This window comes from Pseudomonas sp. ICMP22404 (assembly GCF_006227205.1).
Lineage (GTDB): Bacteria > Pseudomonadota > Gammaproteobacteria > Pseudomonadales > Pseudomonadaceae > Aquipseudomonas.
The window spans coordinates 49,555-74,852 of sequence record NZ_VCNG01000014.1; the positions used below are offsets into that span (position 1 = coordinate 49,555).

The window sequence follows — 25,298 nt, forward strand, 5'->3', positions numbered from 1 at the left end:
GCTCGCTCCCACAAGGTTTGCCGGTGGGTTCAGGTCTCAAAGTCCAGCAGAAGCTAGGCGTTCATGCCTGTGCCGGATCGTTCCAGCGCCGGAACCACCAGCGTACCCGGGAAATCGGCTTGCCGTCGTCGTCCAGCGGTCGTCCGTCCTCGGCGTAGGCATGGGCCGGTTCCAGCAGTTGGCCGTTGAGGTAACGGGCCTCGACCGCCGGGTTACCGTTGGGGTGCAGGCGGCGATAGCGGCCGTCGCGCACGCCGTCGCGATAGAACTCGGACTCGGCCAATTGCCCATCCGGGAAATAATTGTTGGCTTCGCCGTGCAGCAACCCGCCGCGATAGGTGGCTTGGCGCTGCAACCCACCTTCGGCCGCGTAAAAGCTCGCCACGCCCTGCAACTTGCCTTTGACGAACGGCAGTACCGCCGAGACCTTGCCATTGGGGTGGTACAAGGTACTGGTGCCTTGCAGTTCACCTTGGCTGTAGTTGAGTTTCGCTTGCGGGCGTCGGGCTTCTTCGATGTGCAACGGGCCGTCGAGCCGGCCGTCGATCAACTGACCGCTCAGTTGGCTGTCGCCACGTTCCACGTCCAGCTTCTTCGAGGCCATCGTCGCGCTCCTGTCAGTTGACCTTCACCATGCCGCCCTTGATGGTCAACATGCCGCCGCCGTCCACTGTCTGTTCGGCGGCGGCCTTGTTGACCAGGCTGATGCCGGCATCATTGGTCAGGGTGGTGCCGGCCTTGTTCTCCAGCGAGGTGCCGGCCTGGTTGCTCAGGGCCGTGCCGGCCTTCTGGCTGATGGACGTGCTGGCCTGGGCCGCCAGGTCCGCGCCGCTCTTGATGGCGAAACTGCCGCCGCTTTGCAGGGTCAGGGTGCCGCTGACCTTGATGGTCAGGTTGCCGTCCACGGTCAGCTCGTAGTTGCCGGTGACCTTGTGCGTGTAGTTGCCGCCGGTGCTGTGGGTCTGGTCCGAGCCCACGGTCACGGTGCGGGTGTCTTTCACATCGAGGCTGTCGCTGCCGGTCTGGATCGTCACGCTGCGCTTGCCTTTCTCCAGGGTCACGGTCTCGTCGCCATCCTTTACCGTGCGGGTGCGGGCGTTCTGCACCGTGAGGGTTTCGTCGTGGCCGACGGTGGCGGTGGTGTCGTTGAGTACGTTGATGTTGAAGTCTTTCTGAGCCTGGAGAAACACCTCCTCGGCATCCTTCTTGTCTTCGAAGCGCAGCTCGTTGAATCCGCCGCCACCCTTTGACGAGTTGGTCTTGATCCCGGATTGGGTCTGGTTCGCCGGCAGCGCGTAGGGCAGGGCGTTGTCGCCGTTGTAGACGCAGCCGGTCACCAGCGGTCGGTCGGGGTCGCCGTCGATGAATGTGACGATGACTTCCTGGCCGATCCGGGGCACGAACTGCATGCCAAAACCCTTGCCGCTCCAGGGCAGGACCACCCGCACCCAGCAAGACGAGGTTTCGTCATTCTTGCCGGTGCGGTCCCAGGGGAACTGCAACTTGATCCGCCCGTATTCATCGGTCCAGATTTCTTCGCCGGCCTTGCCCACCACCAGTGCGGTCTGGGTGTGCATGCGCGGTTTCGGCGTGAGGCGGGCCGGTCTATATGGCGTGGCCTTGGGAATCGCTTCGAAGCGATTGCGGTAGCTGTCGTGGCTGGCTTCATGACTGACCGAGGTCACCACCCAATCGATGTTCAACGACGGATCTTCGTGGCCGGCGAGGGTGAACCAATACCCCGGCACCAGCCAGCGGCAATCGCTTTCACCGACAAACCGCTGCGCCTGGCTGCGCAAGCCATCCACCCGTTGCTTGGTCAATGCATCGCCCTGGGCCTTGGCGTTGTAACCGCCCGGATGTTCGTATATCGAACTGGGGCCGGCCACGGCTTCGGCCTGGCTGTAGAGCGAGGTCGTCGGCGTGGTGAATTCATAGTCGGTCGCCTGATAGACCCCGGCCACCGCTTGCAGGGACACGTGCCCCGAGCGGATGCCATGCAGTTCCCGCCCGCCCATTCCCTGCCCGAGATAGTTCACCGTCGGCCCGTTGGGGATCGGTGCGAAGGCGTCGTTGCTGTCGGCCAGCACCAGGGTGTGCTTGCCGGCTTCATGGCTGAAGAACCAGAAAATCCCGTCTTCCTCCAACAGCCGGGAAACGAAGGCCAGATCGGTTTCTCCGTACTGCACGCAGTACTCCCTTGGCGTGTAGCTGCCGCTGAGCTTGAGCTGGAAATCGGTAAACGCGTGGGCCTTGAAGATCGTGGTGACGATGTCCGATGTGGCGAGGTTCTGGAACACCCGGTTGTTGCTGGCCAGGCTCAGCCACCAGAGCCAGGGCCTGAGCAACAGCTGATAGCGCTCGGCGGTAGCGTCGGCGGGCAACTGGCGGATTTCGGCGACCAGCCAATCCAGCGGACGTAGCAGGGCGTCCTTGTGCAGGGTGGTGGTGACATGGCTGGCGACCGCGCTGGCGAGCGTCAGCGGGGCGCCGTCGACGACGCCATTGAGGATATGCGAGCCCAGGGCATTGAGGCTTTCTTCGCCGGACAGCGATTCAGGGTACAGCGCCGACACCGTGGCGGCGGTGAGGGATAGGGTGGTGTTGCTGTCGGTGGAGCGGGCCATCGATTGATACCTCTATACCGCCTCACCCTTCACGAAATTACTGCCTAACAGCTTCTCCATCACTGTTTTCAGGTCTTTGAGTAAGTGTTCAGGTGGCGTGGTAATGGTATGAGTGGCTTTGGATATTTTTGCTTTTTTACCTTCTTCTTTCAGCAAGGTCTTCGTTGAAGACTTGACGTCAAGTTGATCGTCTTGGTCAGTTTCAAGTTGAAAGTAAATAGATCCGTTATTTTTTCCACCTACCATAGTTACATGAAAATAGGTCCACATGCCTGAATCGTTCGGAGTAATAGAAATATGCGCGCTATTGTCACCCACCTTCAGGCCATCAAGCAGAAGCATTCCCGAGCGGGTGCCGGTGACAAGATTTGTACCACCCACAGCACCGATTACATCAAGTTCCTCTCCGTAGACAGCCCCGGATTTAATGATGGAGTTCACCATCGGTGTCCAAGGATCGTGCGTGGCAATACTCGCTGCGGTAAGTGTTGATTGTGCATAGCCCATATTTGCAGCTCCTGTAGGTTTTGATCACATCTCCGATAGGCACTGGGGCAACATTTTATTCCAATGCCCATTCCGCCAGTTTTCCGGTCACCTGCGTCATCAACACATTCTCCACATCCCGCGCCCCAGCCGCGCTGCACTTGGCAAGCACCGCTTTGACGATCCCGGCATCGAACTCGAACTGCTTGCCCGTCGCCGCCTTGTAGCGCCCGCGCAGTTTCTCCAACTTCGCCAACACAATCCCTTCCAGCGTCGCCTCATCCAACGGTCGATACGCCACCACCGTCATGCGCGCCAGGAACGCCGGACGAAACGCTTGCAGCAGCACCTTGTGCAAGGCTTCGTTGAAGGCATCGCTGCCCAGTTGCGCGGCTGGTGTGTCCAGCAGCAATTCGGCGCCGACGTTGCTGGTGGCGAGCATCACGGTGTTCTTGAAATCCACCACCAGGCCCGTACCGTCCTCCATCAGGCCCTTGTCGAAGACGTTGTAGAACGCTTCGAGCACGTCCGGGTGGGCCTTTTCGATTTCGTCCAGCAACACCACCGAATAGGGTTTGCGCCGCACTGCTTCGGTGAGTACGCCACCGCTGCCATAGCCGACATAGCCGGGCGGGGCGCCTTTGAGTTGGCTGACGGTGTGGGCTTCCTGGTACTCCGAGAGGTTGATGCTGATCAGGTTGCGTTCGCCGCCATACAAGGCGTCAGCCAGGGCATAGGCGGTTTCGGTCTTGCCCACCCCGGTGGGGCCGACCAGCAGGAACACCCCCACCGGTTTCTGCGGATCGGTAAGGCCGGCGCGGTAGGCCTGCAGGCGTTGGGCGATGGTATTGAGGGCGGTGCCCTGGCCCATGACCCGCAGGCCCATGCGTTGGCCGAGGGTGCGCACGGCATGGGCTTCATCGGCGAGCATCTTGCCCACGGGAATGCCGGTCCAGCCGGCGATCACGGCGGCCACGGTCTTGCTGTCCACCTGCTCGGGCACCAGTGGATCGTCCTGGCGAATGGCATCGAGGCCGGCTTCCAGGCGCAGCAGTTCGGCGGCCAGGTGATCGATGCGGTTATCGACTTCGGTGTCGGCTTTTTCACTGTCGGCGCGTTCGCTCAGGGCCAGCAGTTCGCGCCGGGTATCGAGCAGTTCGCGCACGGCTTCGCGTTCTTCGCCCCAGCGGGTTTCCAGTTCGCGGATGGCCTGTACATTGTCGGTGGACTCGCCCTCCAGCAGGGTGATGCGTTCGCGATGGTCCAGGCCGGTGGCCTGTTCCCGGCGCAGGCGTTCGACTTCGTCCTTGAGGCTGTTCTGCCGGTGCCGCAGGCTTTCCAGAGGGGGCGGTACATCGTGCTGGCCAAGGGCGACCCGGGCGCAAGCGGTGTCGAGCACGCTGATGGCCTTGTCCGGCAGTTGCCGTCCGGAAATATAGCGGTGGGAGAGTTTCACCGCTTCGTGGATTGCCGCGTCCAGCACCTGAACACCGTGGTGCTGTTCCAGCTTGCTCGCCACGCCACGGAGCATTTCCACGGCAGTGAGTTCGTCCGGCTCTTCGACCTGTACCAACTGGAAGCGGCGGGCCAGGGCCGGGTCTTTCTCGAAGTATTTCTTGTATTCCAGCCAGGTGGTGGCGGCCAGGGTGCGCAGTTCGCCCCGGGCCAGGGCCGGTTTGAGCAGGTTGGCCGCGTCGCTGCCGCCCTCTGCGCCGCCGGCACCGATCAGGGTATGGGCTTCGTCGATGAACAGAATGATCGGTTTCTCGGCACTGCGTACCGCGTCGATCACGCCTTTGAGGCGTTGCTCGAATTCACCCTTGACCCCCGCGCCGGCCTGCAACAGGCCGAGATCGAGCACCCGCAGCGTGACCTCCTGCAGCGACGGCGGCACATCCCCGGCGGCGATGCGCAAGGCGAGGCCTTCTACCACGGCGGTCTTGCCGACACCCGGTGCGCCCACCAGGATCGGGTTGTTCTGCCGGCGCCTGAGCAGGATGTCGATGCATTGGCGGATCTCGCCGTCGCGTCCGACGATGGGATCGATGCGGCCATTGCGGGCATCGTCGGTCAGGTCCTGGGTGTACTGGTCGAGTACCGGATCCTGTTTTTGGGCTGCCTGCCCGGGTTTCGCCGGACGGGCAACGCCGGCATGTTCCCGGGAGCTTTCGGTCCATTCCAGCAGATGGGTGCGCAGGGCATCCCGGGGAATGCGCAGCAGCGACGAGGCGCTGTTGAGCAACAGGCTGCGACGCTCATCGCGCTCCAGCAGCGCCAGCAGCAACAGCCCCGAACGGATGCTGGTCAGGCCGAGCACACTGGCCTGGACCACGGCGTCTTCCAGCAGGCCGATGGTTTGCGCCGACAGTGCGGGTGTGCGGGTGCTACCGGACTTGAACAGGTCCAGGGCCTTGTTGGTCTCCGCCGCCACCGCGTCACGCTCAAGGCCGAAGCGCGGTAGCAGACAGGCGAAGTCACCGCCTTCGATGTCCAGCAACTCCAGCAACAGGTGTTCGATTTCCACGTAATGATGACTGCGTTGCAGGCAGCGCTGGGCGGCCCGTTCCAGGGCGCGGCGATTGTCCGGGTTGAGGCGTCCGATCAGGCTGGCCAGTTCCATTTCAGGCGATCTCCGGCTGACGAAGGCGGGTTTCGATCCGTTGCAGGGCCAGGCTCGACTGCCGTTGCAGGCCGCCGTTCCAGTTCAGTCGTGGCGGGGCCTGGTGGCCCAGTTGCAGTGGGCCGGCGCCACGGATCAGCAGCACCAGGGTGCAATCCAGGTCGGGGCCGAAATACAGGGCATACAGGCTGGCAAGCAACGGATGGGTTTCGCCGTTGGGCAGCAATCCGCTGGCCTGGGCTGCGCTCAATGGACCGAGGGTCAGGCGCACGCCGGCATGTTCGTCCCAGACCCGGGTACCGGCCACCGCGCTACGGCCCAGACGCAAGTTGCGGCCGCCCGGTTGCAAGCGGCTGCGGCTGGCCGGCGGGATTTCGCGCCAGCCGCCTTCATAGGCGGTCAGTTCCACTGGCAGACCGAACTGCTCGCGGACAATGGCCGCGAACCCGGCCAGGGAGCGGCGGCCGTCGGCGTACAGCGCGCTGCATGCCAGCGCGGCGGAATCGGGAGCGGCCTGGCGTTCCTGCAAGGCCTTGGGCAGCAGGCCGGTCAGGGCCCGCAGTTGTGCCTGCACGGCGGAGGCGCCCGGGTGGGTGAAGCCCAGGGCAATGCGGTGCTTGCGCATCACTTTGTAGAGCAGGCTGAGCAGCCGGTGCTGGAACAGGTCGAGAAATTCCGCCGGTGCATGATCCCGCGCTCGTGCCCGTTGTTGCAGCCATTCCTGATAGGCGTAGGGCAACGGGCCGTCGGGGCCGCCAAGGCCAAAGATCGGCGTGGTCAGCACGGGCGGCGAACCGGCTTCCTGGCTCAAGTCCTCGACTTCGCTGGCGGCGAACAGCGGCGTCAACGGTCCTCGCAGGCGCAACGCTTCGGCGTGGGGCGCGGTGCCGCTGCCCAGCGGTTCGGCCTGGGGATGTTCGCGCTCCAGCAGCAACAGAGCCTGGAGCCATTCGAAACGCTGTGGATCGCGGCGCAGGCGTTGACTCAGGTTCAGAGCGTCAGGGGTTTGCCGGCTTGGGGTTGCCATGTTTTCACCTCCCTGTCGGACTGGACCAGCACCGTGCGCACGAAGCGATTGGCGGTGGCATACAGTGAAAAGAACTGCGCCAGTACACCGGAGAACAGTACGGCGCTGCTGCCGACGAAGTGTTGCGGATCCAGTTGCAGGCGCACTTCAAGGCCGTTGCGCCAGCCGCGCCAGGCGTCTTCACCGACATGGGCGATGACCCGGTCGCAGCCCAGGCCCATGACCCCTTCGATCTGGCGGCGGGCACTGGCCTCGTCCCGCAGGTTGTGCAGCTCCAGGATCTCGCGCAGCGCATCGAGTGCCTGGGGGCCTTCCACCAGGGACAAATGGTTGAGGGTCAATTGCGACACCAGCCGCCAGCGCGATTCTCCGTCCAGCCGCGGCAGGCTCTGCGGGCTCGGCGAGTTGCGCAGCCTGGCCCAGGCCACCGGGCCCGGACGTTCGAAACCCAGCGGCGTACCCGCCGGCAGGCTCTGGGCCAGGTGCCGGCTGGTGCACAGCAATTCGGCGGTGAGGCTGTAGTCGCGGGTATCGGCGAGCGGGTCGAGCTGGGTGTCCACGAGGCTGACCATCAAGTCGGTGCCCAGCCGGTTCGGGCTCATGCCGCTGACCCGCCGCGCATGCCAATAGCAGGTCTGGTCGTTGCCGTGCTGGCTGCCGTAGTAGGCCGGCACCTTGCGCACGCCCTGGCTGGACGTGGCACGCACGGTGCGGATGCTGTGGATCTCGACACTGTTTTCCCGATGACTGTCGGCCACCAACCGGTATTCGCTGCGGGTGCCGTCCGGGCGCAGGGGTTCGCTGGTCCTGGGAAAGAGGTTGATCACCGGCGCACAGCCCAGGGCGATGTCGCTGGCCTGGAGCGGCAGGCGATTGGCAGGGGCGCGATCGAAGACGATGTACAGGTACAGGGACGAGCTGTCGCTGCTCGCTCCGGCCAGGGGCAGGTCGAAGAAACCGAACTTGTCGGGGAAGGCAAAGTATTCCGCCAACAGACGCATGCCCGGATGCACGCCATCCTCATCCGGCAGCAAGACTTCGTCGCTGGCGAAACCGACGATCCGGGGCAGGCCAGCCAGCGGTTCCGGCACGCTGCCCGGCGGGCCGGCCAGGACTTTGACCGTGTGGGCGCCGAGCAGATCGTACAGCCAGGCGTTGATCATCGGTGACGCCGCCAGGTGCACCCGCAGGTAGTCGATCCCCAGCGTCGACCATTGGCGCTCGCCCAGGCACCGCAGGTTCAGGCGCAAGGCCGAACGCGCCTGGACCACGCCGGTCAGTGCCTGGGCTTCATCACTGCCCAGCAGCACGGCCTCGCTGATTTCCAGCGGCCACAGGTGCACGGCGGCGGTGGTGCGAAAGTGAATGCTCTGGCCCTTGTCCGTGGTGACGAACAGGGGCGTGTCCCGGGGCAGGGGGTAGCCATCGTCGAGGTTGCCTTTGCTCGGGTCGGGCTCGAACTGCACGATTGCGCACGAAGGCAACGGGCGCATGGCCAGGGGATAAAGCTGTTCGAGCAGGGCATCGCTGAATTCGGCGTAGTCGTCGTCCAGCCGGCGTTGCAGCCGGGCGGCCAGCAGTGCGAAGCCTTCCAGGAGCCGCTCGACGTGCGGGTCCGGGCATTCGCCGGGGGACAGCTCCAGGCGCCGGGCGACCTTGGGATAGCGTTCGGCGAACAGACTTCCGGCATGGCGCAGCCAAGTCAGCTCGCGCTGGTAGTAATCCAACAGTTGCGGGTCAATCGAGTCGCTCATGTCGCACCTCAAGACCGTCGCCGGCGTGCTCGATGACAAATGCCACGGGCCAGGCGTGCGGGTCGCCGCGGAGCATCCCCGACAGCCGTATGCCCAGTTGTTGCGGGTGGCCCGGTACCGGGACGACCTGGACCTCGCCCAGTTGCAGGCGAGGTTCGAAATGGCTGATGGCCTGGTGGATCTCCCGGGTCAGCAGGCGCCGGTCATCGCTGCGCTGTTGTTGCAACGCGGTCCAATCGGCAATGCCGTAATCCAGGATGCTTGGCGGTTCGGTCAGCGCCCGAGGGCCGCGCCGGGTGTTGAACAGGCGCTGCAGTTCGGCGTGGACCGAGTCCTGCAGCGCCTGCCGATCGAATACCCGGCCCTGTTCATCCCCCTGGCTGGCCAGGCGTTCGAACAGTGGCGGGCGCAGCCCGAAGCCAGCCATGGCGGCAGCGTCCTTACTTGGTCATCTTGTTGGCCGCCAGGTCCCAGGTGGTACCCGCCGTGCCTTCCTTGGTGCCGTCGTCTTTCTGGGCGGTGAGCTCCCATTTGATCTTGGTGAAGTTCAGCGACAGGGTTTCCACCGGTTTGCCGCCCGTACCGCCACTGACACTGACGTTGGACAGCACGACATTGGTCAGGGTGTAGACGATGAAGGGCATGATCTTGCCGCTGCCTTCGGCGGCGTTGCGGCCAATGGTGATGACGGCTTGCGGGATCGGTTTGCCGGCGCAGCAATATTCGTTGAGGGAAGGGGTGGAGCTGTCGATGAACTTGGTCAGGGTGAACTCACCGATGTGCGGTCGACCGGAGGTGCGCTCCGAGTTGCTGACGTCGTTGGTGACTTGCATCGCCACGTTGTGGCTGTAGGACATGACCTCGATCTTGTCCGTGAAACCCTCCAGCAGGCTATCGCCCTTGATGTCGCCGCCGAGGTCGAGAATGATTGCATCCATGGTGTGGAACTCCAGAAGAAGACAAGTGGGGGTACCCAATACCGCTAAAAAACGAACGCCGAACCCCTGTGGCGAGGGGATTTATCCCCGCTGGGCTGCGTAGCAGCCCCTTGAACAGTCAGCTCAATCTCTCGAATAGACCGAGTTGCCGGGATTTGGGGCCGCTTCGCGCCCCAGCGGGGCGGTGCGACGTTTCGATAAATCCCCTCGCCACAACGAGCATCCTCGCCTCAGGTTTCAGCGGTCAGGCAGCAACCGGTGGCGGCAGGGTCGCCACCAGGCGGATCGAGGCGGTCAATTCCTCAAGCTGGAAGTGTGGTCGCAGGAACACCGTGGCGTTGTAGGCCCCGGGCTTGCCAGCCACTTCCGTCACGTCCACCCGGGCCTCGCGCAACGGGTACTGCGCCTTGATCTCCTGGGGTGCGTTGTCGTTGATCAGCACATAGTCGGCGATCCAGTTGTTGAGGTAGGTCTGCACGTTGTCGCGGGTCATGAAGCTGCCGACCTTGTCGCGCATGATCACCTTCAGGTAGTGGGCGAAACGCGAGGCCGCGAGCACGTAGGGCAACATCGCCGAGATCCGTGCGTTGGCGTTGGCCTCGTTGGTGTTGTAGACCTTGGCCCGGTTGGTGGTCTGGCCGCCGAAGAACACCGCGATGTCGCTGTTCTTCTTGTGGCACAGGGCGATGAACCCCAGGTCGTTGAGTTCTTTTTCGCGGCGGTCGGTGATCGCCACTTCGGTCGGGCACTTGAGCGACAGGTCGCCGGAACTGGTCCGGAAGGTATGGGCCGGCAGGCCTTCCACCGCACCTCCACCCTCGGCACCGCGAATCGCCGCGCACCAGCCATATTTGGCGAAGGCTTCGGTGATGCGTTGCGACAGCGCCCAGGCCGCGTTGCCCCACAGGTACTTGCTGTGGTCGGTGCCGTTGACGTCTTCGACGTAGTTGATGCCTTCCACCGGCCGGGTGTCCGGGCCGTAGGGCAGGCGCAGGAGGAAGTGCGGCAGTACCAGGGACACGTAGCGCGAGTCTTCGCTTTCACGGAACGAGCGCCACTTGATCAGCTCCTGGCTCTCGAAAATCTTCGACAGATCCCTAGGCACTGCCAGTTCGGTGAAGCTGGTCATGTCGAACAGGCGTGGGCTGGCGGCGGCAATGAACGGGGCGTGGGCCGCGGCGGCGACGTTCGAGAGTTTCTCCAGCAGACCGATGTCCTGCGGGTGCCGGCCGAACGTGTAGTCGCCCACCAACAGGCTGAACGGATGGCCGCCGAAGGTGCCGTATTCTTCCTCGTAGATTTTCTTGAACAGCGCGCTCTGGTCGAATTCGACGGCTTTTTCCAGATCGTTCTGAAGCTCTTTCTGGGTGACATTGAGCAGGCGCAGTTTGAGCCGGGTGCTGGTTTCGGTGTTCTGTACCAACAGGTGCAGGCCGCGCCAGGACGCTTCGAGTTTCTGCAGGTCGGGGTGGTGCAGCACTTCGTTGAGCTGGGCGCTGATCAGTTGGTCGATCTGGCTGATGCGGTCGTTGATCATCGCCACGGTGTCCTTGTCGATGGCCATGCCTTCGTCGAGGACCTGGGTGGCGAATTCGGCCAGCATGTCGCGGGCGTAGTCCTGTTGGCTGTCGTCATGGGCCATACGGCCTTCGGCGATGATCTTGTCCAGCAGGGACAAGGTCTGGGTCGTGCTCTCGCTGGTTTGAGCGCTGGATGAAGCAGGCATGGCTTTATCTCCCTTGAGTGATGAGCACGATCAGGCCTGTGGTTCGGCCGGGGCCGGATCATCGTTGGCGGCCACGGTTGGCAGCTCTTGCGGTGCGTCCTGGGGCCGGGCCGACTTGATCTCTTGCAGGCCTTCGGTGTTGACGATCACGTCGCGCAGCAATTTGTCCAGGTCATCGTTGCCGTCGAGCTTGGTCAGCAGGTCGCGCAGGCGTTGACGGGCTTCGAACAGGCGGCGTAACGGCGTGACCTGCTCCACGACCTTGACCGGGTCGAAGTCATCGATGTGGTGGAAGTTGAGTTCGATGTTGAGCTTGCTGTCGTCGCCGCTGAGGGTGTTGTTCACCTGGAGCGTGGCGCGGGGAGCGATGGAGGCGAGCACCTCGTTGAAATTGTCGCGATCGATTTCCGTGAAGCGCCGCTCGTTGAGCTTGGGCAGTGGGTCCAATGGCTTGCCCGAGAGGTCGGCCAGAATGCCGACGACCAGTGGCAATTCTTTCTTTTCGATGGCATTGCCGATTTCCACGTCGTAGGTGATCTGGACGCGGGGAGGACGGACTCTGTCGAGCTTGTGCTGGGTACTTTCTGCCATGGCGGCCGACTCCGATGCATGTGGGGAGCAATGCATCGGGAGGCCCGCTCATCGCATTCCCTTGCTGATCCGCAGGTTGCAAAGGGAGGGCAGAAAACCTGTCATTCCCTTGACGAACCTGGTCCATTCGACCGTGCAGGTCGAACTATCCAAGACGCTAGAACAGGTCTATAAAAATGCAAGCAAAAACAATTTTTGACCGCGACGAAAAGGAAGATTCATTTTGCGTGTGTTTTTTTATGGATTTTTTTTCAGCCTGGCGCTCAGCGGTTGCTCGTTCTTTGCGCCCAGCGTCGACCTGGACAGCCTGACCCTCGACGTCGCGTCCGGCGCCAACGACGACACGCCCATCGCCGTGGATTTCATCGCGGTGAATGATCCCGACCTGCTCAAGCAACTGTCGGCGATCACCGCCCGCCAGTGGTTCGCCGAGCGCGAACAGTTCCAGCGCGACTATCGTCAACTCATGTCGGTGTGGGGGCTGGAGCTGGTTCCGGGGCAGTTCATCGACCGCCAACCCTTTCCGCTGGAGGGCCGGCGCGCCGCTGGACTTTTGGTCTTCGCCAGCTATAACACTCCCGGAGCCCACCGGCTCCGGTTGGACGATCAGCGCAAGGCCTGGCTGAAGTTCGACAGTCGTGAGATGAGCCTCGTCGATGATGGCCAGCTCAATGCCAGTCAGCCTTGAATGACCGCGGGCCGCCTTGTGCGGCGACACTGGGATGTCGAAGGGAGTCGTATGAGTCTGTTACCTGACGCGGTGTGCTGGCATGAGGGCATGCAACTGTTGCCCCAACATTTTCAACTGCAAGGGTTGCGTGCCGAGGCCCTGGCTGCCCATGTCGCGGCAGCCTGCAATCCCTGGTTCTGGGGTGTCAGTCAACTGGAGGTCGACCCTTCGGCCCTTAGCGCCGGCCAGGTCCGGCTGCTGCAATTGCAGGGCACCTTGCCGGACGGCTTGCCGGTCAATCTTCAGGCCGGCGTCGGGCCGACCCTGGAGCTGGACATCACCGAGGCGGTCAACAAGACCGACGATGCCACCGTCACCGTGTACCTGGCGATCAGCCCTCTCTGGCGCGCCGGGCAATTGCTGCCGCTCAAGGGGCGCCTGCAATCGGTGGTCGGCGATGCGCTGCCGGACCTCACCAGTGGCGAGTTCCCCGAATCCATCACCGTCTGGCGTCCGAACCCGCGGCTGTGCACGCAACTGAGCAAGGCCGATTCGATCTGCCTGCCGCTGTTGCGCATTCGCAAGGAGGGCGGCGGCTTTCTGCGGATGCCCTATACACCACCCACGCCGGTGCTGTTGCCCGAGTCGGTGCTCGGTCGGCGAGTGGCCGGGCTGTGTGCCCGGGCCCGGGAAAAGTGCCTGTTCCTCGCCGGTCGCTTGCGCCAGGCCCAGGCAGCCGGCAACCAGGACGATGCGCTGGAGATCCGTCGGCAGATGACCGCCTTGTGGGCGCGCCTGCCGGAAGTCGAAGGCAGCCTGAACACGCGGGTGGCGACACCCCAGGCGCTGTACGGTTTGTTGCTGGGACTGGCCGGCGCCTGGTCGGCCCTCGATCCGTTGGCCGGCGTGCCGGCGTTTGCGCCGCTGGATTTCCTCGAGTTGCAGCGCGGTTACGAACCGCTGCTCGACTGGCTCGACACCACCCTGGAACTGGTCCGCGCCGGTTATCGCAGCCTGGCTTTCGAGCGCAATGAGCAGGTGTTCTCCATCCAGTTGCCCGACGACCAGCCGAGCCAACGCCTGGTGATCGGCCTGCGCATGCCCAACGGCGCCAGCGAGCAAGCCGCCGCCGATTGGTTGCGCGGCGCGATCATCGCGTCCGCGCCACACGTGCCGCTGTTGAGTCGGCAGCGCATGAGCGGTCTGCCGCACCAAGCCATGAGCCGCAACGAGCAGGTGGCCTATAGCGTGGGCGACGACACCCGGTTGTTTGTGGTGGCCGCCAGCGGCCAGTGGTTCGACGGGCAACTGCCCTTGCACATCGTGGCGCCGGCGTCGACCCAGGCCAGCAGCCCGTGGCAAGTGGTGTTGTTTGTCGCGCAAGTCGGTGAAAGTACCTGATCGCAAAAGGGGAGTCGTATGCCTGACGGAAGTGGCGGGGCGGTCCGGAGTCTGCACGAGGCGCCGCTGAGCAGCGCGTTTCGTCAGGTCTGGCTGAGGTGGTTCCAGGAATGGCAGGATTTGCCCAAGGACAACGACTCCGCGGCCCTGGTCAGCCGGGTGGTGGAGTTTTCCGGACGTAGTGCCCAACGCTTGTGGCGGGTGGCCTTTGCCACTGTCGGCGACTCGGCGACCGAGCAGGTCAAGGCGCTGGTCTATGCCTTCGTCGCCTTGGTGGACGAAACCTTGCTGTTCACCCCTTGGCCGGGACAACTGGCCTGGCAGCAGCATCCTCTTGAATCACGCATGTATTCCAGCCGTCAGGCTGGCGAACGGCTGCCCGCAGCCATCAAGAAACTGCTGGATGAGCAGATGCCCGGCACCCGGGACCTGGCGAACGTGTACCTGCAATGCCTGATCCTCGGGTTCCAGGGGCGCCTGCGCGGCGAGCCCGGCCAGATCCAGCATGAAAAATGGCGCGCGGCGCTGTTCACGTTCGCCTGGCAGCATGAGCCGGACTATGTCGACGTCAGCCAGCGCCTGGCGATGTCGGCGGCAGCCCCGCCGGTACGCATGCCGGCGCAGACATCGCTGCCCGACGGGTTGCGCCTGGGGCTGGCGATCCTGGCGATGGTGTTGCTGCTGACCGGCCTGGGACAGGTGTTCTGGCGTGACATCCGCTCGGAACTCGAGCCGGTGTTGCAGTTGAACGAGTCGGTGGTCCAGGAGCAGGACTCATGAGCCCCGTGAGCATCGTCGCCCTGGTGGTGCTGGTCATCGTCGTGGTGTTGGTGATCGCGGCGCTGATCTGGTGGCTGCGAACCCAGGGCGGCGCGGCGATTCGCAGTTTCTATGGGGCGGTCCGTCACATGGAGCAGGAGCAGGGCACCCGGGACCGCTACCAGATCCCCTGGCTGTTGATGCTTGGCAACGAGACCGACGGGGCCCAGTTGTGCACCCAGTGGCATTTGCAGCCAACGGACAAGGCCGCGTGGTTCGGACGCTGGTGGTCGGATGCCGAGGGGGCGGTACTGGTGGTGCCCCAGGCGCTGTTCCTGCCCGATGAAGGCATGAACCGGCAACGGGGCAACTGGTGGCGGCTGTTGGGACTGATCCTGCGGCTGCGCAGCCGCCGGCCGATGGACGCGGTGATCTGGACTGTGCCGTTCAGCAGGCTCGACGATATCGAGCACACCACCGAGCTGAGCCTCAAGGTTCGCCGCTGCTTCATCGACCTGCTGCAGCGATTCGGCCTGAGTCTGCCGGTGTACGTGGTGATTACCGGGATGGAAGAGTTGCCCGGGTTCCAGGAACTGGTCAGCGCGCTGCCCGCCGAGGCCCGGGAATCGACGCTGGGCTGGTCGTCGCCGTACTCACCCGACGCGGCCTGGCAGTCGCACTGGAGCGACCAGGCGCTGGATCAGGTCAACGCCGCGCTGGCGCAGTCGATCATCGAAATCGGCGCGCTTTCGGGGCAGTTAAGCGGCGATCTGTATGGGCTGCCGGAGCGCTTCGAAGGGTTGCGGCGGGCCTTGCAGATCCTCCTGGAACCGGTGTTCCAGGGTAATGCCCAGGGCGAGGCGCCGCGCTTTCGCGGCGTGTACTTCACTGCGAGTCAGGCGCCGACCGTCACCGGGGATGGGTTTGCCGCCAGCGACAAGGTCCTGCGCCAGACGGTGTTCGCCCGGCAACTGTGGGCGCGGCGTTTCGTTGCCGAACGCGGCCTGGCCCAGCCCGTGCCGCGCCTGTTGCGTTTGCGCCTGCGTTGGCATCGACTGGCGGGCGTGGTCGCGCTGGTGGTCGGCCTGGTCTGGTTGGGGGGCATGCTCTGGGTCTGGCACGACTCGGTGGAAGAGGCCGAGGGGTTGTCGCAGTTGATCTTGCGCACGCATAAGAACTACCTGGTGGTCGACCCTGACCAACCGCAGCTGGAACCGACCCGCTACAACGTGCAGACCTATTGGAACATGCTGGAGAAAGCTCCGCGTTGGCGCTACGTTGCGGTAGTTTTTCCCACCTCGTGGTTCTCCTCTGTGGACACTCAGTTGGAGCAAGGCTTGCGCCTGACCGCCCGGCATCACTGGGTGTTACCCCTGCGCGACCTGCTGGCGGCAGACCTGGAGCAGCTCAAGGCCATCCGCAACACCGAGCGGCGGGGCAACGTGGAAAGCGAAGACCCGGCGCAATGGCAGAGCTACGTGAAGGCCAAGGATCTGGTGGAGCGCGCCGTGCGCCTCGAACAGCAGAACCAGATGTTCAGCCAGGCGGTGAGCAACCCCAAGGCACCGCTGGATGAGCTGGTGCAACTGAGCAATAACGCCTTGTCGCTGAGTCTCAACGCCGGCACGCTGAGCCGGGCGCGGTTCTACAACCGGGTGCTGTTCGATGCACAAGGCATGGGCTCGCAACAGGACTTGCAAGGGCTGGACCTGAACGCTGCACGCACGGTGATCGGCGATAACTTCACCGGGCTGATGCAGCGTTGGCTCGATCATTACTTCCTGGCGGACAACTTCGTGCGCCAGGCCGGTTACCTCAAGCTGCACCTGCAACGGTTGGAGGCGGGGAGCGGCAACTCGCTGAGCGAGCTGGAAGACCTGATGGCCCTGGTCGACGATTTGCAGACCCTGGTCAACCTGACCAACGCGGCTTGGGGCCGGGGCAAGGGACAGGACCTGGTGCCCGGTTACACCCAGATGATGGACAAAGTCAGCCACAGCACCTTGCTGGGGCCGGAGCTTGCCCAGGACCTGGAGAGCCAGGCGGCGAAGCTGCAACAGAGCTTTCGCGACCAGTGGATCGTCCAGACCGGCTCCCGGGACAACCTGCTGGTCCAGCAGGGCAGTGGCTTGTTGGTGTTGCAGGAGCATGTCACGGCCCTGGATGACGCGGTGAAAGCCTTGTTCAAGCGTGACTTCGTGGCGTTGGCCCTGCAGAAGGACTCCTCTGGCGGCAGCGCCGATGCCAAGGGGCAGGGCGACGGCAGCGACGATTTCAGCGTTGCCCTGAACTATTTCGCCAGCTACAAGAGCTACGCCAACGAGGAACTGCCGCGCATCCCGCCGGACTACCGTGATGCTCTGATCCAGACGGCTGAAGGGGCCGCGGCCCGGGCCATGTGGCTGAGCCTGGATGAAAGCGAGGAGCAGTTGCCGGGCATGGGCTTCAATGTCCAGACCACCCAGGCCGTCGCGCTGCAAAAGGCTTTCATGGATGTGCACCGGGCCGACCTGGCGACGCGGTTCCAGCGCCTGCTCAACCGTCGCGCCCTGGCGCAGATCAAGAGTGGCCTGGACGAAATCGAAGCCCAGCCCCTGTTCAGCCAGCGGGCCGATGTCCAGCGCTGGGACGGCTCGAAGAATTTCGGTTTGCAGCTCTACGGGGCCAGCGATCCACAAGGTCTGAAACTGAGCCTGAACCAGCAGTTCGACGCCATGGTGCAGATCGCCGAGCAGCGCATGCCGGCCCTGGAATGGTTGATCGTCCAGCAGGACGATCTCTCGGCCCTGGAGCACGACCGGGTGTCGCGGTTCATGGCCATCAACGATGAGTTGCTCAAGTACAAGAGCCAGAACCCGGCCAGTTCCGCGGCGCAGTTGGAACAACTGGTGAGCCGGGATTTCAACCAGATGGACACCTCTTCCTGCGCGCAGATCCTGCAGACCTCCAACCTGTCCGGCGGCCGTGGTGATCTGGCCCAGCGTGCCGTCAGCTTGCAGCAGGGGGCCCTGCAACGGTGCCTGTACCTGCAACAGAACCAGGCGGCGACGGCCTGGAACGATGTGGCCAATTACTTCAACCAATACCTGGCCGGGCGCTTTCCGTTTTCCCAGGACCTGCGGGCCAGTGACGCCGACCCGGCGCGGGTGCAGCGCTTGCTGGAGCTGATCGATACGCGCCTGCCCCTGGCCCAGGCCGGGCTGGCACTGAGCCAGACCCCGGAGCGCCTGGCTGCCGAGGACTTTCTGAACCGGTTGAAGCAGGCCGGTACTTGGTTGGGGCCGCTGTTCGTGCGGGACAAGAGCGGCATTCTCGGCGTGGAAATGGACGTGCGCTGGCGTACCGACCGCGACGAGGAGCGCGGCGCCGACCAGGTAATCGCCTGGGGGCTGAACGCCGGCAATCAACAGATCAACTACCCCGGTGACGCCCAGCAGAACCTGCGCTGGATGGTCGGGCAGCCCGTGCGGCTGACCTTGCGCTGGGCCCGCAACGGTTACCAGCGACCGGCCAATGACCCGCTGCAGCCGAACCTGGTGGTGCGCGACCTGGAGGCCGGTTGGGAATACCAGGGGCCGTGGTCCTTGTTGCGCCTGATGCGTTCGCTGGTGTCGGTGCAACGCCAGCCGAATGTCGACTACACCGATTTCCCGCTGACCCTGCAACTGCCGGTAACGGGCCAGATTCCAGCCCAGAGTCCGGCCCAGGCCCAGTTCCAGGCCCGCACAACGCAACAAACCTTGATGTTCCTGCGCCTGTCATTGATGAGCCAGGGTTCGAAGCTGCCGCTGTCGATACCGCCGCTGCCGACCCAGGCACCCCGTTCACCTTTCATGGCGACCTCGTCGAGCCCCGCCATCGCCACCCGTGAGGAGGGCCTGTGAGCGTACCTATCTCCCCCTTGCCCGAGCTGATCAGCCAGTTGCTCGAGCCGATCAGCGCCGAGTCGCCCTGCGGCCAGGACCTGCGCTACGAGCTGGAATACGATCAACTGCGGGAGTTACGCCGGGAAGACGACACCAGCCTGCCCACCGGGGTGTGGCAGTCCCAGATCAAGCGCGCCCAATGGCCGGAACTGGAAAAACTCGCCACCGCGCTGCTGCTCGAACGCAGCAAGGACCTGATGATCAGCGCCTGGCTGGGGGAGGCCTGGTTACACCTGTCCGGCCTGGAGGGCTTGCCGGGCAGCCTGGCGCTGGTGGCGGGCCTGTGTGAACGCTACCCAGAGCAGTTGCATCCCCTGGCTGAAGAAGGCGACCAGTCATGGCGCGTCATCCCGCTGGAATGGCTGGCCCGGCGCTACAGCGAGGTGCTGTTGACGCGGGTGCCGCTGTTCAATGGCCGCGACTCGGCCTTCGACGGCTTCTGCCTGGACGACTGGCAGCGCTTGCGGCGTCAGCAAGTTCAGGCCAACGACAGCAAGAACGCCAAGGCCTCGGCGGAAGCGGCGCGCAGCGACCAGAAAAAGCTCGACGAACTGATTCGCGGCACACCGTTGTCGTTCTGGCTGCATCGCCAGGGCAGCCTCATGTTGAGCCAGCAGCACCTGCAACGGCTCGAAGCCTGGAGCGATGCTTACCTGGGCAACCTGGCCCCCGGCTACAAATCCCTGCAGGACGTGATACAGGCCTTGCTGGCACTGGTAGAGGAGTTCATCGCGATGCATCCACAACAGCCCACTGTCGTGCCGGCGCAAGCCTCACCCGCGGGCGCGCCATCGACTGCCCAGGCCCAGGCGGATACAGCGCCGGCCCAGGTCTTCCAGGAGCCCGCCAGCCGTGAAGAGGCCTACCGGCAGTTGCTGGTCATCGCCGGCTACCTGTCGCGCACCGAACCCCACAGCCCGGTGCCTTACCTGATCCGGCGGGGCGTGGAGTGGGGCAACAAACCGTTGAGCGAGCTGCTGGGGGAACTGATCAGCGCCGATGCCGAGTCCCGACGGTTGTGGACGTTGTTGGGGGTTCTCTGATCGTGTTGTGCTATGGCTGGCTCAGATGAACGGCTTTTGTGGCGAGGGGATTTATCCCCGCTGGGCTGCAAAGCGGCCCTAAATCCTAACACCTCGGTGCATCAGATAAATTGTATTGGGGCTGCTGCACAGCCCAGCGGGGATAAATCCCCTCGCCACAGGTTCGGTGTCAGTTCTACAGCTTTGTAATCAACTCGGCTCGGGCAGCGGCACCGGTGTCAGCACGGGTTTGCCGGAAAAGAACGCATTCAGGTTCTGGCCCACCAGCTCCACCGTGCCTCGGGTCGCTTCCGGCGACAGGCCGGCGACGTGGGGCGTCAGGACCACATTGGGCAGGTGCTTGAGCGCTTCGGGCACTTCGGGCTCGTGATCGAATACGTCCAGGGCCGCTCCGGCGATGCGTCGATGTTCCAGGGCGCTGATCAGCTCATCAGTGGCGACCACACTGGCCCGGGCGATGTTCACCAGGAAGCCTTTGGGACCCAGGGCATCGAGGGCCTGCTTGTTGATCAAGCGTCGGGTGTCGAGCCCTCCAGGCGTGGCGACGATCAGGAAATCCGAAACACGGGCCAGCTCCGTGGGCGTGGCGCAGAAGGTGTAGGGCACATCTTCGCGTACCCGCCGACTGTGGTAGCTGACGCTCATGTCGAAGCCCAGGGCCGCGCGCTTGGCAATCGCCATCCCCACCGCGCCAAGGCCCAGCACGCCCAACCGTTTGCCAGCCAGGGAAGGGCGCATGACCTTCGTCCATTCTCCGCGGCGTACACAGGCGTCGGCCCGGGGGATGTCGCGCACCAGCGCCAGCAATAGCGCCATGGCGTGGTCGGCCACCGAGGACGCGTTGACCCCGGCACCGTTGGTGACCACGATGCCGCGGTTCCGGGCAGCCTGAAGGTCCACCTGCTCGTAGCCGGCGCCGATCACGCAGATGATCTGCAGGTTGGGCAGGGCCGCCATCTCGTCGGCTGTCAGACCCAGGGGGCCGCGGGTCAGCACCGCATTGAACCGCTCGCCATGCTCGAAAATCGCCGCTTTGCGCTCGGCCGGCGTGGGTGCCAGTTCCAGGTGATAACCCTGGCGTTCGAGGATCGGCAAGTAGTCATTGACGGTTTCAACCAGTACCAGGACGGTTGCGGTCATGCTGGGCTCCTGTGGGCAAATCGTACTGACGAATACCCTGTGGGAGCGAGCCTGCTCGCGATGGCGGCGAGTCAGTCGACGCCAGGTTGGCTGACAGGTCGCCATCGCGAGCAGGCTCGCTCCCACAGGTCTTGTGGATTCTGTTTGTGAGTGTAGGAGCTGGTGCAAAGCGGCGATACCTCATGCCCTGGCATTTTTTGCCATTCACCACCGCTCCTCAGCTAAGTCTTTGCTTCTGCTCGCTAATCCCGGACAATCGCGCCCCTGTTTCGGCCAGGGCGCTGCCTGTCGGGGTTTTCCGACTCGTCCCGGCCGGGTGCATATGACCGGAAAGCGGAGATCCGACCGGATGAATGATCAGGCCAATAGCGTCGAAGAACGCTTTGAATCGACAGCCCCAGCCACCCTCAGCCAATGGAGTCGCCAGGACACGACCTGGATGCTGGGCCTGTTTGGTACCGCCATCGGTGCCGGTACGTTGTTTCTACCGATCAATGCTGGCCTGGGCGGCTTCTGGCCCTTGCTGATCCTGGCATTGCTGGCATTTCCCATGACGTTCTACGCGCACCGGGGCCTGACCCGTTTCGTGCTGTCCGGTCGCGCCGGGGCGGACATCACCGAGGTGGTGGAAGAGCATTTCGGCATCAAGGCCGGCGCGCTGATCACCTTGCTGTATTTCTTTGCGATCTTCCCGATCCTGCTGATCTATAGCGTGGCGCTGACCAACACGGTGGGCAGCTTCCTGGAGCATCAACTGCATATCCAGCCGCCCCCCCGTGCCGTGCTGTCCCTGGTGCTGATCCTGGGCCTGCTGGCGGTGGTACGGTGTGGCGAGCAGGCGATCGTCAAGGCCATGAGCCTGATGGTCTACCCGTTTATCGTTGCACTGCTGTTCCTGGCGGTGTTCCTGATCCCACATTGGAGCGGCGGCATCTTGAGCACCGCGTCCACGCTGCCGGCCCCTTCGGCGCTGCTGCATACCCTGTGGCTGGCGATTCCGGTGATGGTGTTCTCGTTCAACCACTCGCCGATCATCTCGGCGTTCGCGGTGGACCAGAAACGCCGCTATGGGGAGGGTGCCGAGCAGCGCAGCGCGCAGATCCTGTCCCGCGCCCATGTGTTGATGGTGGTGATGGTGCTGTTCTTCGTGTTCAGCTGCGTGCTGACCCTGTCGCCGGCGCAACTGGCCGAAGCGAAGGCGCAGAACCTGTCGATCCTGTCGTACCTGGCCAACCATTTCAGCAACCCGACCATCGCGTTTGCGGCGCCGTTGATTGCCTTCGTGGCGATTTCCAAGTCGTTCCTGGGGCACTACATCGGCGCCAGTGAAGGCCTCAAGGGCCTGATCGTCAAGAGCGGCCGTCGCCCGGCAGCCAAGACCCTGGACCGCCTGACGGCAGTGTTCATGTTGCTGGTGTGCTGGATCGTTGCCACGCTCAACCCGAGCATCCTCGGCATGATCGAAACCCTGGGCGGCCCGGTGATCGCGGCCATCCTGTTCCTGATGCCGATGTACGCCATCCGCAAGGTCCCGGCCATGGCCCGCTATCGTGGTCAGGCGTCCAACGTCTTCGTGGTATCTGTGGGACTGGTGGCGATTACTGCACTGGTCTATTCCCTTACGGCTTGACACCCCAAATCCCCTGTAGGAGCGGGCTTGCTCGCGAATGCGGTGGGTCAGTTGCGGTGATGCTGGATGTGCCGCCGCCATCGCGAGCAAGCCCGGCTCCCACAGGCTCTGAGGTGTTCTCGGGAATTGTGTCCACCCCAGATCCCCTGTGGGAGCGAGCCTGCTCGCGATGGCGGCGGTGCGGCTTGCATCAAAAGCCCAGGCATAAAAAAAACGCCGCCCCTCGCAAGAAGGGCGGCGTTTTCAGTCGAGCGTCGAAGCCTTAGGCTTGAACGACCGGGATGTTGGCGTTTGCAGCCGCTTCACGGAACTCGGCGATCTGGTCGAAGCTCAGGTAGCGGTACACGTCCGCTGCCATGCTGTCGATCTTACCGGCGTATTCCATGTACTCCTCGACGGTCGGCAGGCGACCCAGGATCGATGCAACGGATGCCAGCTCGGCCGAAGCCAGGTAGACATTCGCGCCGTCGCCCAGACGGTTCGGGAAGTTACGGGTCGAGGTCGACACCACGGTGCTGTTCGGCTCGACGCGTGCCTGGTTACCCATGCACAGCGAGCAGCCTGGCATTTCCATCCGTGCACCGGCCTTGCCGTAGATGCCGTAGTAGCCTTCTTCGGTGAGCTGGTGAGCGTCCATCTTGGTCGGCGGCGAGAGCCACAGACGGGTTGGCAGCTGGCCCTTGACCTGGTCCAGCAACTTGCCGGCAGCGCGGAAGTGACCGATGTTGGTCATGCACGAGCCGATGAACACTTCGTCGATCTTCTCGCCAGCTACGCTGGAGAGCAGACGGGCGTCGTCCGGGTCGTTCGGGGCGCAGAGCACAGGCTCGTTGATGTTGGCCAGATCGATTTCGATGACTTCAGCGTATTCGGCGTCGGCATCGGCTTCCATCAGCTCAGGGTTGGCGATCCAGGCTTCCATCGCTTGGGCACGACGTTCCAGGGTACGGGCATCACCGTAGCCTTCGCCGATCATCCAGCGCAGCAGGGTGATGTTGGACTGCAGGTACTCGGTGATCGACTCTTTCGACAGCTTGATGGTGCAACCGGCAGCCGAACGTTCGGCCGATGCGTCGGACAGCTCGAAAGCCTGTTCCAGCGTCAGGCCTTCCAGGCCTTCGATTTCCAGGATGCGGCCGGAGAAGGCGTTTTTCTTGCCTTTCTTCTCGACAGTCAGCAGGCCGTTCTGGATCGCGAAGTAAGGAATGGCATGGACCAGGTCACGCAGGGTGATGCCAGGTTTCATCTTGCCTTTGAAGCGCACCAGGATCGATTCCGGCATGTCCAGCGGCATGACGCCGGTGGCAGCGGCGAACGCCACCAGGCCGGAACCGGCCGGGAACGAGATGCCCATCGGGAAACGGGTGTGGGAGTCACCACCGGTACCGACGGTGTCTGGCAGCAGCATGCGGTTCAGCCACGAGTGGATGATGCCGTCGCCCGGACGCAGGGAAACGCCGCCACGGGTCATGATGAAGTCAGGCAGGGTGTGGTGGGTGGTCACGTCGATCGGCTTTGGATACGCCGCGGTGTGGCAGAATGACTGCATCACCAGGTCAGCGGAGAAGCCCAGGCAGGCCAGGTCTTTCAACTCGTCACGGGTCATTGGACCGGTGGTGTCCTGGGAACCCACGGTGGTCATCTTCGGTTCGCAGTAGGTGCCAGGACGCACACCGGCTACGCCGCACGCCTTGCCGACCATTTTCTGCGCCAGGGTGAAACCCTTGGTGCTGGCGGCAGGGGCTTCAGGCTTCTTGAACAGGTCGAACGGTGGCAGGCCCAGCTCGGCACGGGCCTTCTCGGTCAGGCCACGGCCGATGATCAGCGGAATACGGCCGCCGGCGCGGACTTCGTCCAACAGGACCGGGGTCTTCATTTCGAAGGTGGTGATGACTTCGTCGGTACCGTGCTTGCAGACCTTGCCGGCGTGCGGGTACAGGTCGATCACGTCGCCCATGTTCATGTTCGACACGTCGAATTCGATCGGCAGGGCGCCGGCGTCTTCCATGGTGTTGTAGAAGATCGGGGCGATCTTGCTGCCGAAGCAGAAACCACCGGCACGCTTGTTCGGCACGTAAGGAATGTCGTCGCCGAAGAACCACAGCACCGAGTTGGTGGCGGATTTACGCGAGGAACCAGTACCGACCACGTCACCGACGTAGGCGATCGGGAACCCCTGGCCGCGCATTTCTTCGATCTGCTTCATCGGGCCGGTCTTGCCTTGCTCGTCCGGAACGATGCCGTCACGGGCCATTTTCAGCATGGCCAGGGCGTGCAGCGGGATGTCAGGGCGCGACCAGGCGTCCGGGGCAGGGGACAGGTCGTCGGTGTTGGTTTCGCCAGGAACCTTGAACACCCGCAGGCTGATCTTGTCGGCCAGCACCGGACGCTTCTTGAACCACTCGCCGTCGGCCCAGGATTGCAGCACGGCCTTGGCGTGGACGTTGCCGTTCTTGGCTTTTTCAGCCACATCGTGGAAGGCATCGAACATCAGCAGGGTGTGCTTGAGTTCTTCGGCGGCCACTGGCGCCAGCTCGGCGCTGTCCAGCAGTTCCACCAGGGTCACAATGTTGTAGCCGCCCTGCATGGTGCCGAGCAGTTCAACGGCGCGTTTCTTGTCCAGCAGAGGGGATTGGACTTCGCCCTTGGCCAATGCGGAGAGGAAACCGGCCTTGACGTAGGCGGCTTCGTCGACTCCAGGCGGAACGCGGTTGGTGATCAGGTCAACGAGGAAAGCTTCTTCGCCAGCCGGGGGATTCTTCAGCAGCTCGACCAGGCCTGCGGTTTGTTCGGCGTTGAGCGGCTGGGGAACGATACCCAGTGCTGCACGCTCTTCGATATGTTTGCGGTAGGCTTCAAGCACAGTATTACCCTCATCAGTGGTCCCAAATGGGTGTCCGGGACGCTCATCCAGAAACCCGCGGTACCCATGCGCGTCGGGGGCTTTTTGAGCCACCACG

The 25,298-nt window shown here is 63.6% G+C and carries 18 protein-coding genes; 6 read left to right on the top strand and 12 right to left on the bottom strand.

Translation table 11 applies throughout. The features are described 5' to 3' along the window. Positions 1–61 precede the first annotated feature (61 nt). The 10 genes from FGE05_RS22395 to tssB form a co-directional block, all read right to left on the bottom strand. On the bottom strand, positions 62–604 hold the full coding sequence (locus FGE05_RS22395; protein ID WP_139648355.1) for a toxin-antitoxin system YwqK family antitoxin: 543 nt from the start codon (positions 602–604) through the stop codon (positions 62–64). Between the two features lie 13 nt (positions 605–617). Further along, positions 618–2,627 (bottom strand): type VI secretion system tip protein VgrG, encoded by a 2,010-nt coding sequence (gene tssI / locus FGE05_RS22400; protein ID WP_139648357.1) that lies wholly within the window; start codon positions 2,625–2,627, stop codon positions 618–620. 12 nt (positions 2,628–2,639) lie between these two features. Next, positions 2,640–3,134 carry a hypothetical protein gene (locus tag FGE05_RS22405; RefSeq protein ID WP_024776588.1) on the bottom strand — a complete coding sequence of 165 codons (495 nt, stop codon included), beginning with the start codon at positions 3,132–3,134 and terminating at the stop codon, positions 2,640–2,642. Positions 3,135–3,189: 55 nt separating this feature from the next. After that, a complete protein-coding gene (tssH, locus tag FGE05_RS22410; RefSeq protein WP_139648359.1) occupies positions 3,190–5,733 on the bottom strand; it encodes a type VI secretion system ATPase TssH in 2,544 nt (847 codons plus the stop codon). 1 nt (position 5,734) lies between these two features. Further along, on the bottom strand, positions 5,735–6,760 hold the full coding sequence (gene tssG / locus FGE05_RS22415) for a type VI secretion system baseplate subunit TssG (protein ID WP_139648361.1): 1,026 nt from the start codon (positions 6,758–6,760) through the stop codon (positions 5,735–5,737). After that, complete coding sequence (gene tssF / locus FGE05_RS22420; protein ID WP_139648363.1) at positions 6,724–8,514, bottom strand: type VI secretion system baseplate subunit TssF; 1,791 nt, start codon at positions 8,512–8,514, stop codon at positions 6,724–6,726. Before tssF ends, tssG begins: the two co-directional genes overlap by 37 nt. Beyond that, a complete protein-coding gene (tssE, locus tag FGE05_RS22425; RefSeq protein ID WP_139648365.1) occupies positions 8,498–8,941 on the bottom strand; it encodes a type VI secretion system baseplate subunit TssE in 444 nt (147 codons plus the stop codon). The genes tssF and tssE overlap by 17 nt, the downstream gene beginning before the upstream one ends. Before the next feature lie 13 nt (positions 8,942–8,954). Beyond that, the gene (locus FGE05_RS22430; protein ID WP_024776584.1) at positions 8,955–9,452 is read right to left on the bottom strand and encodes an Hcp family type VI secretion system effector; all 498 of its coding nucleotides are present in this window, start codon (positions 9,450–9,452) and stop codon (positions 8,955–8,957) included. Between the two features lie 244 nt (positions 9,453–9,696). After that, positions 9,697–11,178, bottom strand: coding sequence for a type VI secretion system contractile sheath large subunit (gene tssC / locus FGE05_RS22435; protein WP_024776583.1), 1,482 nt, complete (start codon positions 11,176–11,178; stop codon positions 9,697–9,699). Positions 11,179–11,208: 30 nt separating this feature from the next. Then, positions 11,209–11,769, bottom strand: a complete 561-nt coding sequence (gene tssB, locus FGE05_RS22440) for a type VI secretion system contractile sheath small subunit (RefSeq protein WP_139648367.1) — start codon at positions 11,767–11,769, stop codon at positions 11,209–11,211. 223 nt (positions 11,770–11,992) lie between these two features. On the opposite strand from tssB, the gene FGE05_RS22450 reads away from it, so the two are divergent. From FGE05_RS22450 to tssA, 5 genes are read left to right on the top strand one after another with little or no spacing between them, the layout of a single operon-like run. Next, a complete protein-coding gene (locus FGE05_RS22450) occupies positions 11,993–12,457 on the top strand; it encodes a type VI secretion protein (protein ID WP_139648371.1) in 465 nt (154 codons plus the stop codon). Positions 12,458–12,508: 51 nt separating this feature from the next. Then, positions 12,509–13,840: a type VI secretion system baseplate subunit TssK gene (gene tssK, locus FGE05_RS22455; RefSeq protein ID WP_139648373.1), complete on the top strand. Its 1,332-nt coding sequence runs from the start codon at positions 12,509–12,511 to the stop codon at positions 13,838–13,840. A gap of 18 nt (positions 13,841–13,858) precedes the next feature. Then, complete coding sequence (locus FGE05_RS22460) at positions 13,859–14,620, top strand: DotU family type IV/VI secretion system protein (protein WP_139648375.1); 762 nt, start codon at positions 13,859–13,861, stop codon at positions 14,618–14,620. Further along, positions 14,617–18,483, top strand: coding sequence for a type VI secretion protein IcmF/TssM N-terminal domain-containing protein (locus FGE05_RS22465; protein ID WP_139648377.1), 3,867 nt, complete (start codon positions 14,617–14,619; stop codon positions 18,481–18,483). Before FGE05_RS22460 ends, FGE05_RS22465 begins: the two co-directional genes overlap by 4 nt. Further along, the gene (gene tssA / locus FGE05_RS22470) at positions 18,480–19,568 is read left to right on the top strand and encodes a type VI secretion system protein TssA (protein ID WP_139648379.1); all 1,089 of its coding nucleotides are present in this window, start codon (positions 18,480–18,482) and stop codon (positions 19,566–19,568) included. Before FGE05_RS22465 ends, tssA begins: the two co-directional genes overlap by 4 nt. Before the next feature lie 189 nt (positions 19,569–19,757). On the opposite strand, the gene FGE05_RS22475 is transcribed toward tssA, so the two are convergent. Then, complete coding sequence (locus FGE05_RS22475; protein ID WP_139648381.1) at positions 19,758–20,708, bottom strand: 2-hydroxyacid dehydrogenase; 951 nt, start codon at positions 20,706–20,708, stop codon at positions 19,758–19,760. Positions 20,709–21,057: 349 nt separating this feature from the next. On the opposite strand from FGE05_RS22475, the gene FGE05_RS22480 reads away from it, so the two are divergent. Beyond that, a complete protein-coding gene (locus tag FGE05_RS22480; RefSeq protein WP_139648383.1) occupies positions 21,058–22,338 on the top strand; it encodes a serine/threonine transporter in 1,281 nt (426 codons plus the stop codon). Positions 22,339–22,600: 262 nt separating this feature from the next. Here FGE05_RS22480 and acnB read toward each other — a convergent pair whose 3' ends face one another. Further along, positions 22,601–25,201, bottom strand: a complete 2,601-nt coding sequence (gene acnB / locus FGE05_RS22485; protein WP_139648385.1) for a bifunctional aconitate hydratase 2/2-methylisocitrate dehydratase — start codon at positions 25,199–25,201, stop codon at positions 22,601–22,603. Positions 25,202–25,298 lie beyond the last annotated feature (97 nt).